The 10122-nt window shown below is 72.2% G+C and carries 2 protein-coding genes; one reads left to right on the plus strand and one right to left on the minus strand.

The genetic code is table 11. The features are described 5' to 3' along the window. Nucleotides 1-19 precede the first annotated feature (19 nt). Entirely contained in the window at nt 20-7633 is a 7614-nt protein-coding gene (locus GL263_RS01115; RefSeq protein ID WP_182853614.1) for a non-ribosomal peptide synthetase, read from the minus strand. Between the two features lie 949 nt (nt 7634-8582). Here GL263_RS01115 and GL263_RS01120 point away from each other — a divergent pair. After that, on the plus strand, nt 8583-9722 hold the full coding sequence (locus GL263_RS01120) for a tryptophan dimethylallyltransferase family protein (RefSeq protein ID WP_182853615.1): 1140 nt from the start codon (nt 8583-8585) through the stop codon (nt 9720-9722). The last annotated feature ends 400 nt before the right edge of the window (nt 9723-10122 follow it).

Raw genomic sequence — 10122 nt, forward strand, 5'->3', positions numbered from 1 at the left:
GTGGACGTGGCGGTGGTGTTCAGCGAGCGGGCGGCGGGAAGAAGCCGGCAGCGACGAAGTAGTCGGCGTAGCCATGGATGAGCTTGCTGTCCAGGGTCGGGAACACGGGTCCCGAGTCCGCGAGGCCGGTCAGTGTGTTGGTCCGGTCGAGTCGGATCCGGCCCAGGCGGGAGAGCACGGGCAGGGTGTCGGTGAGCAGCACGGCCGCGTCGAGGAGTCCCGCGCCCGCCGTTCGGTCCGCCTCGGCGTCCGCCTGTCCGCGCAGGGCCCGGGTCCAGTCGTCGACGCCCATGGTGTCCAGGCGGTAGCCATACGCCCGCAGGTGATCGAGGACCGTGTCGAAGGGAAGGGGTTCGGGGCACGTGAGATGGTGCGCCAGACCGAGGCTGCCGCGGCGGCGGGAGAGGTGGACAAGAGCGGCGACGGCGTGATCCACCGGCACCAGGTCCACCACGGGGGGCGGGACGGCAGGGCCGGGGTTCGGCGCGGCCCCGATGACAAGCATGGCCCGTACGAGCTGCCAGAGCACGTCCCTGGTGGAACCGGCCCCGCTGACGGAGTGTCCACTCACCCTGCCGAACCGGTATACGCTCACCGGGAGTCCGCGCTCGGCCGCCTCCCACACGAGCTGCTCCGCCGCCCACTTGCTGACCGTGTAGCCGGTCGGCACGAGGGACTCCGGGCGTAGCCTGCGGGACTCGGGCACGGGGTCGGGGCTCGCCGGGTCCTCGTCGGCGCTCACCGAGACCGCGGCCGTCGAGACATGGTGGACGGGCACCGGAGCCGAGCGGGCCGCAAGGCGGAGCACCTCCTGGGTACCGGACACGTTGGACGTCCTCAACCGGGCGTACGGCTCGACCGCGTTGACCCGTGCGCCACTGTGGTAGACGACGTCGACCAGGTCCGCCAGGGCGTCGAACCGCTTCGGGGAGAGGCCGAGCAGGGGCCTGTCGAGGTTGCCGGGTACGGGCACGATCCGGCCGCGGGTGAACTCGTTCCACAGGCCGTACTCCGCCAGGCTCCGCCGGATGCGCGCCGCTGCCTGCTCGGCGTCGTCCGCGCGGACCAGGCAGTGGACGTCGGCACTCGTGTGGTCGAGGAGTTCGCGCAGGAGGAAGGCGCCGAGGAAGCCCGTGGCGCCTGTCAGCAGAATGTTCTTGTGGTCCGCCGCGTCGTCGGACGGCCCGTTCCTCCGGGGCCCGACGGTGATCCGCGGGTCGAGCACGGCGTCAGCCGCGAGGTCGGCCGGTGGCGGACCGGACGCGGCCGTCTCCGCCGGCTCCTCGCCCGCCGACGTGTCCACCCCGTCGACGGCCTCGAGGAGCGCGGCCACGGACTGCCTTTCGAAGAGGGTGCGGACGGGCAGCTCCACCCCGAGGCGGCGGCGGATTCCGCTGATCACCCGGGGCACGAGCAGGGAGTGTCCGCCCAGGGCGAAGAAGCCGTCGTCGATGGTGACCCGCGGGACGTCCAGCACCTCGGCGTACAGCTCGCACAGGATGCGCTCGCGCGGATTGCGCGGCGCCCGGCCCGCCGACAGCGTCGCGGGGTCCGGCTCCGGGAGCGCGCCCCGGTCGACCTTGCCCGTGGCCGCGACCGGCAGGGCGTCGAGGACCGTCACAGAGGCTGGGACCATGAAGTCGGGCAGCAGACCCACCAGATGGGTGCGCAGCTCGCGGCCGTTCAGGTCCGCCCGGTGACCGGCGGGGACGACGTATCCGGCGAGTGAGGTGGCGCCGCGGCTGTCCTCGCGCGGGACGACCACGGCCTGAGCGACGTCCGGGTGGGCGCACAGGGCGGCCTCGACCTCGCCCGGCTCGATCCGGAACCCCCTGATCTTGACCTGCCGGTCGGCGCGGCCCAGGTACTCCAGCTCCCCGTCGCCGTTCCAGCGCACGATGTCGCCCGTGCGGTACATCCGGGAACCGGGGGCGCCGAAGGGGTCGGCCACAAAACGCTCGGCCGTGAGTCCCGGTCGGCGCAGGTAGCCGCGGGCGAGTCCGGCCCCGGAAACGTGCAGTTCGCCGGGGACACCGGGAGGCACGAGACACAGGTCGCGGTCGAGTACGTAGGTGCTCGCGCCCACGGTGGGCGTGCCGATCGGCGGCGTACCGCCACCGGAGAGCGGGGAACTGAGGGTGGCGCACACGGTGGTCTCGGTCGGGCCGTAGCCGTTGATGAAGCGGCGGCCGGCCGACCAGCGTCGGACCGTCTCCCCGGACGACGCCTCCCCCGAGACGATCAGGGAGGACAGGGAGGACAGCTGGGCGGGCTCCAGCACGGTCAACGCGGCCGGGGGCAGCGTCGCGTGCGTGACGGCGTTCCGCTCGACCAGGGCGGCGAGTTCCGGCCCGGGCGCGGTGAGTTCGGCCGGCGCCATCACCAGCGTGGCACCGGTGAGCAGCCCGCCGCACAGCTCCCACACGGCCCCGTCGAAGCTGTGTGACGCGAACTGGAGGATCCGGCTCGACGCCGTCACCCCGAACCGCCGCAGCTGCGCCTCGACAACACCGGAGAAACCGGAGTGGGTCACCACGACGCCCTTGGGGCGGCCGGTCGACCCGGACGTGTAGATGGCGTACGCGGGGCTCGAGTCCCTCAGCGGACGTACCCGCTCGCCGTCGACGACGTCCGTCTCCCGGCACCGGCCGACGGCGTGCCGGGTCTCGCTCCGGTCCAGGACGACGCGGCACATGCCGGGCGTGCCGGGCACGTCCGGCATGTGCCGCGAGGTGCCGGAGTCGGTGAGCAGCAGCGCCGGACGGACGTCCTCGAGCATGAACCGGAGCCGTGGCGCGGGGTGGTCGGGGTCCAGAGGCAGATAGGCGCCGCCCGCCTTCAGCACGGCGAGGGTGGCGACGACCGAGTCGACCGTCCGGGGCAGCGCGATGGCCACGTACTGCTCGGGGCCGACGCCGCGGCCGATGAGATACCGGGCGAGCCTGTTCGCCCGGGTGTTCAGCTGCCGGTAGGTCATGCCCGTCGCGGGGCCCGTGCCGTCGTCGAAGAGCAGCGCAGTCGCCTCCGGTGCGCGCCTGACCCGCGCCTCGAAGAGATCAGGCAGTGGCAGCCGTGGCAGGGAGCGCATGCTGTCGCGGCCCTGGGAGAGGAGACTTTCCCGTTCGTCGGCCAGGACGGCGTCGAGCGTGCCGATCCGCTGCCCGGGGTCGGCGGTCAGCACGTCGAGGAAGCGCAGGAACCGGCGTACGAGCCGCTTGACGCTGACTCGTTCGAAGAGATCGGTGCTGTACTCCACCACCCCGTCCATGCCCTGAGGGCGCCCATCGGCGTCACGGGACTCCCACAGGCTCAGCGAAAGGTCGAACCGGCAGGCACCGGTGCTCACCGCGCGCTCCTCGACGGTCAGGCCGGGCAGCTCCGGCGCACCTCGCGGTGCGTTCTGGAAGGCGAGCATCACCTGGAACAGGGGGTGGTGGGCCGTCCCGCGCGCCGGGGCGAGGGCGTCCACGAGGCGCTCGAACGGCAGGTCCTGATGGGCGTACGCGGCCAGGTCGGTCTCCCGCACCCGGGCGAGCAGGTCCAGGAAGGCGGGGTTGCCCGAGGTGTCGGCGCGCAGCACCAGGGTGTTGACGAAGAACCCCACAAGACCGTCCAGGGCATGGTCCGTGCGGCCCGCGACAGGGGTGCCGATCGCGATGTCGTGGCCCGCGCCCAGTTTGGTCAGCAAGGCGGCGAGCGCGGCGTGCAGCACCATGAAGGGGCTGGCCCCGCACCGCCCCGCCAGGTCCACGATCCGCTGGTGCAGATCGGTGTCCACGGTGAAGCGCAGGGTGTCGCCGCGGTGGGAGGCGGACCGCGGCCGGGGCCGGTCGAGGGGGAGTTCGACGCACTCGGGAAGGCCGGCCAGGGCACTCGTCCAGTAGGCGATCTGCCGGGCGGCCGGACTGCCCGGGTCGTTCTCGTCGCCGAGGAGCCGGCGCTGCCACAGGGTGTAGTCGGTGTACTGGACGGGCAGGGGCTCCGTGCTCCTCTGCACGTCACCGCGACGCCGTGCGGCGTAGGAGGTGGCGAGGTCCTGCCACAGCGGTGCGAGGGACCAGCCGTCGCAGGCGATGTGATGGATGGTCAGTGCCAGGACGTGGTGGTCCGGCGCCGTGGTGAACAGCTGCGCCCTGAGCGGGACCTCGCTGGCGAGGTCGAACGGGCGGCGCACCGCCGCGGCCACCGCCGCGTCGAGTTCAGCGGGTGCTACCGTGCCGATGTCCAGAGACGGCCGTGCGGACGCGCGCTCCAGGACGAGCTGCCGGGGCACGCCGGCCGTTTCGGGGAAGACCGTCCGCAGGCTCTCGTGGCGTTCCAGCAGGTCGCCGAGCGCGGCTTCGAGAGCTGCCCGGTCCAGCTCCCCCTTCAGTTCGAGGACGAGGGGGACGTTGTACGTCGCGCTTGGCCCCTGGTACCGGTCGAGGAACCACAGGCGGCGCTGTGCGAAGGACAGCGGTATCCGATCGGGGCGCTCCACGGGCAGGAGCGGGGGCCGGTCGCCCGCGGTCGCCCGCCGCACTGCCTCGGCCAGACCGGCGACAGTCGGTGCTTCGAAGAGGCTGCGCACCGGCAGTTCGAGGCCCAGCGCGGACCGCAGCCGGGAGCTGAGGCGGGTGGCCGACAGGGAGTGGCCGCCGAGGGCGAAGAAGCTGTCGTCGATGGTCACCCTGGAGACGCCGAGGATGTCGGCGAACAGCCCGCACAGCAGCTCTTCGAGAGGGGTGCGCGGAGGCCGGCCGTCCTCGGCGGAGCGGATGTCGGGCTCCGGAAGCCGCCGTCGGTCCACCTTGCCGTGCGAGGTCAGGGGCATGGTGTCGAGGACCACCGTGGCGGCCGGGACCAGGTACTCGGGTAACCGCTCGCGCAGGAAGGCACGGACCGAGGAGAGCAGAGCGCCGGTGTCGCGCATGGTCGCGGGGGCGTTGACCAGCGAGACCAGCGCGGTACCTGCCGGTGCCGGGGTGGTGCGGCCGAGCGCGCCGGGCGGGCGGCGGGTCAGCACGACGTCCAGGGTTCGGTCGGCGGTGGTGGACCAGAGGGCGGAGGCACGGAGTCCTGATCGGGCGGCCACCTCGTGCAGCCTCTCGAGAACGGGAGTCTCGGCATCGTCCGCACCGCTCAGTGGGCGGACCAGGGCCGAGGCGTCGCTCGCACCGTCAAGCGCCCGCAGCGCCGCGGCGACGGGTGCGATCCGGTCGTCGGGCACGCCGGTGAGCCGGAGGTCGACGGGCTGTCCGGCGTTGAGGCGGTCGGCCAGCGATTCCAGGTCCGAGACGTCCCGGCCCCACCGCAGCTCCTGAACGGGAGGCACGGAGCGTTCGGGAGGACCGGGTATGCCCGGCTCGTCTTCGCCCCCGGTCTTCCGCAGGACGGCGTCGTACCGATAGCGGGTCAGCTCGTTGACGTACCGTCCCCGCTTCACGCGCACCTCGCTGCCGCCGATGCCGGGGACGGTGCCGGCCAGTTCGGTGAAGTAGGCCGGATCGACCAGGAGTTCCTTCTCCCTGACCATGCCTTGTTCGACGGCCGCGCGGAGCGCACCGGGGCTCGACGGCAGGTCCGGGCGGCGCAACTGGACATCGGTGTGGAAGGTGCGCAGGAGGCGCAGGTTGCGTACGTCCCCGACAAAGACGGACCCGCCGGGGACGAGCAGCGCGACGGCCTTGGCCAGGACGTCCGTGAGGTAGTGGGCGTCGGGGAAGTACTGGGTCACGGAGTTGATGACAACGGTGTCGAAGAAGTTGACGGGCAGACCGCTGATGTCGTCGGCCGCACGGGCGCGCAGCTCGACCCGGTCGGCGAGCGAGGGGTCCAGGCGCACCAGTCCGGCCAGTGCCTCGATGACACGGCCGGACAGGTCCGTCCCCCAGTAGGCGTCACACCGCGGAGCCAGCCGCGACATCAGAAGGCCGGTACCCACGCCGATCTCCAGGACTCGGCGTGGGGCGAGTTCGCGGACGCGCTCCACGGTCGTGTCGCGCCACTCCCGCATCTGCTCCGGAGGAACGGGCCGGCCGTCGTAACTGCTGTGCCAGCCGGAGAAGTCCTCGCCGAGGCGTACCTGGGCGACGTCGCTGTAGAGCGTGTCGTAGATTCCCTGCCACTCGCTCACCGAGTCCGCGTGCGGGGTCCCCTGTTCGGGCCCTGCCTTGTCGGTGGGGACGACGTAGCCGACGAGCCGCTTGTGCCCGGACCGGTCCTCCCTGGTCACGACGGCGGCCTGGGCGACGCCCGGGTGCTCCGCCAGGACGGCCTCCACCTCGCCGGGCTCGACACGGAAGCCGCGGATCTTCACCTGGTCGTCGCCACGTCCCACGAACTCCAACGGACCGTCCGGACCGACGCGGACCAGGTCGCCGGTGCGGAAGAGCCGTGCGCCGGGCTCTCCCAGCGGGTCGGCGACAAACCGCTCGGCGGTCAGACCCGGGCGGTTCCAGTAGCCACGGGCCAGGCCTGAGCCGCCGATGTACAGTTCCCCGACCTCACCCGGCGGCACGGGACGCAACCGCCGGTCGAGGACCTCGGTGCGCATGCCCGACATGGCGGCACCGATGGGCACCACGGCGCCCGGCCCGGCGGCGTCGGTGACCCGGTGGCAGGTGGCGAACGTCGTCGTCTCCGTAGGACCGTAGCCGTTGACGACCGCCGTCCCGGGACAGGACCGCAGGACCCGCCGGACGGCTGCGGGCGAGACCGCGTCCCCGCCTGTCCACACTTCGCGCACGCCGCGGAAGCAGTGCGGATCCTCCTCCGCGAGGACGGAGAACAGCCCGGCGGTCACCCACAGTCCGGTGACCCCGGCGGTCGTGACCAGCGAGGCGATGCCACGGGCGTTGAGTTCGCCCGGAGGCGCGACCACGACCGCCCCGCCGCACAGCAACGGTACCCACAGTTCGTAGGTGGAGGCGTCGAAGGCGTGCGGCGAGTGCAGCAGGACCCGCTCGTGGGCGCCGCCGCGCCACGCCGGGTCCCGGGCCAGGCCCACGACGTTCTCATGGGTCACCGCCACGCCCTTGGGCGTACCGGTGGAGCCGGAGGTGAACATCACGTAGGCGAGCTGCCGCGGTTCGGCGGGGACACCGGGGTCGGCTGGGACATCCCGGGACGCCGGGTCCTCGTGCTTCTCGCACGCGTCCGATGTCTCCAGGGGCACGCGCAGGAGCCGTGGTCCGGCGCCGAACTCCGCCTCCGGACGGGGCCCGTCCGTCAGGATCAGCCGGGGTCCGGTCTGCTCGACCATCCACCGCAGCCGCGACGCGGGTTGCTGCGTGTCCAACGGCACGTAGCAGGCACCGGACTTGACGATGGCGAGCAGCGAGACGACAAGCTCCGCCGAGCGATCCATCAGGACCGCAACGGTGGCGCCCGGGCCCACCCCCTCCGTGACAAGCCGCCGAGCCAGGCCGCTCGAACGGGCGTCGAGGTCCCGGTACGTCATGGTCCTGTCCGGCACGGCGCCGCAGACCAGTGCGGTCGCGTCGGGAGACCGCTCAGCCTGCCGCGCGAAGGCTTGCGGGAGCGTCGCGGGCGGCGCGGCGGCGCCGGGTGGGCCGGAACGTCCGGAGGGGGCGCCGGAGCGCGGATCACCGACCGAGAGGCGGGGCGGGCGGGAGTGGTGCTGTGCGGACAAGCGTCAACTCCTCTGCGCGGGCTTTCCGGAACGGCCGTACGCGGGCAGGGCAGACAGACAGAGCCACTCGTCCGGTGAACGCGTCATCGGACGAAACGTGGGGATCATGCCGCAGAACGTGGCGACGCGGACCGGCGACGTGGTCGATTCGGCCGTTCTTGTCGCTGCCTGGGCGGTCGCGCCGAGGTTCGGGGTCGATGCGCGGTGCGGTCGCGTTCCGACCCGGTCTTGCCGGGGCGCGAGCCTCGGCGGCCGACCGGATCGCGGAGTGCGATGGTGGGGCGCGAAAGCGGGCCGAAAACTGACCGAAACGCACCTTCGACGGATGTGCGCGGGAAAAACCGGGCGAGTTCCGGCATGTTTTGCGCCGTGCCGGGAAGATCGCACTTTCTCTTGCTCTCGGCGGTGCGGCGCGGAGGCGCGGGAGGTTGCCGTGCCGGTGACCCGCTGAAGGGGAGGCCCCGGCCAACCGGCGAGACCGACGCGGCGAGCGAGGCGCTCAGGCGGTCACGGCCGTCGTGGAAGCGGCGCGTCGGGACACGGCACCGCCCACGCACCGGCCGTCGCCTTTCAGGCAGGCGCGAGAGCGGGCGGTCGGCGAGGGAGGGCAGACGGGGATCTTCAGGTCATTCTCGGCCCGACCTCGTACAGGCCGGCACGACCCTGGGTAAGCGCAGGTGCGACCGTGTGTGCGGCACCTGCGAGGTGGTGCGGTCGTTTTGTGGCCCGCTCTGCTCGCCCCGTGCGAGGGGTGCTTGACGTGGAACGAGGACTGGCCGGAACAGGTGCTTCGCGGGTGCATGGCGGAACTGACCTTTCTGGATGCCTGCGACGAGCGGTCACCGGATGAGACGATCCGATCACTCGAACCCTCTGTTCGCACCTGTCTGCTCCTGCTCAGTTGTTCGTAGCTTTTCCTGTTCTGTGCCCAGCCGTGTAGGGAGAGCCCATGGAATCCGCTGCCCGTACACCGGACACGGGAGTCTCCGCCGAGATGGTGGGACGTCCCGTGCGCTTCGAGTCCCGGAGGTACAAACCGACCGACAGCTACGCCGACATCGCCTGCGACAAGGTCCGGCGCGGGAGCGAGGCGCTCGGCGCGAGCGAGAGCGAACTGCGGTCACGACTCGCCCTGGTCCGCGAGCTGCTCGGGGACTGGGGTGAACTCCCGGCCGGGAAGCCACCCGAGCGCGCGTGCTGGATCGCCATCGACGGTATGCCTTTCGAAGTGTCGTTCGCCTGGGCCGACGGCCAGAGTGAACTGCGCCTTGCGTTCGAGTCCCCGAGCCACCCGGGCACACCCCTGGCCCGTCAGGAAGACGGCAGGGCGTTCACCCGCGGCCTCGCCGGCCGCCCGGGAGTCTCGATCGAGCGCTATCTCGCCGTCGAAGACCTCTTCACCGACCGGGAACCGCGTGGCGGCTACTTCTCGCTCGCCCACGCGGTCGCCTGGCGGAGGGACGGACACCCGCTCTACAAGATCTATCTCAACCCCGCCGTCGTCGGCCGCGAGCATGCTGCTGCCCGCGCCGAGGAGGCCGTGACCCGGCTGGGCCTGGCGCGCCCCTGGCGCGTCCTCGCCGACCACCTGGGCGGCGTCCACGGCATCGCGCACGAGCCTGTCGCGCTGGCGCTGGACCTGTCCGACGGCCGAGAGGCCCGCTGCAAGGTCTACCTCGCGCACAGCGGCGTGACCGCCGACGACATCGACGCCCAGTCCGCTGTGGCCCGCGATCACCTGCCCGGTTCCTTCGCCCGTGCGCTCGAACGTGTCACCGGACGCCGCGAGTCCGGATGGGCGAAGCCCCCCGTCACCTGCTGGTCCTTCAGCTCTGCTCAGGACACCCCGACCGCCACGCTGTATGTTCCGCTCATCCCCGGTCACCGCGACGACGCGGCCGCGCACGACCTCGTCGCAGCCTTCATGCGTGAGGAGAACGTGGACCCGGCGCCTTACGCAGCCGCTCTCCACGCCCTGGCGGACGGTCCGCAGACGGAATCGGCGACCCAGAACTTCCTCTCCTACCGTGGTGGGCCGGCCCCGCGCTTTGCCGTCTATGTCGCCCCGGGCACGTACCGCCCGGCCTGACGGCGGCCGACCGGCAGGTCACCACACCCCGTCCGGTGCACATCCCCGGGTGCGGCCTCCGCCGCCGCGCGACCGTGCCGTTCGCCGTCACGGAGGACACGTGCCGCAAGAGAGCCCCGGCACCACACGCCCCGCAGACGGTCCGACGACACGCCTCCCGTACGGACAGGGAACGGCGAAGCGAATGGCTGAAGGAGACGTCGGTACGGCGCCGGCGGGCGGGGCGGCAGGGGAGGAAATCACAGCGGGGATCTCAGGGTGCTCTCAGGGGGCTTTCATCTCGGGTGGTGAGGGTTGTCGGCATGAGCGAGCTTCCTGACCAGAACACGCGAGCCGACCAGTCCGCGACGGGGGCCTCGGGGCCCGGGCCCGGTGCCGTGCCGCCGCTGCCGCCGTATCC

This window comes from Streptomyces durbertensis (assembly GCF_014156695.1).
In the GTDB taxonomy this organism is placed as follows: domain Bacteria; phylum Actinomycetota; class Actinomycetes; order Streptomycetales; family Streptomycetaceae; genus Streptomyces; species Streptomyces durbertensis.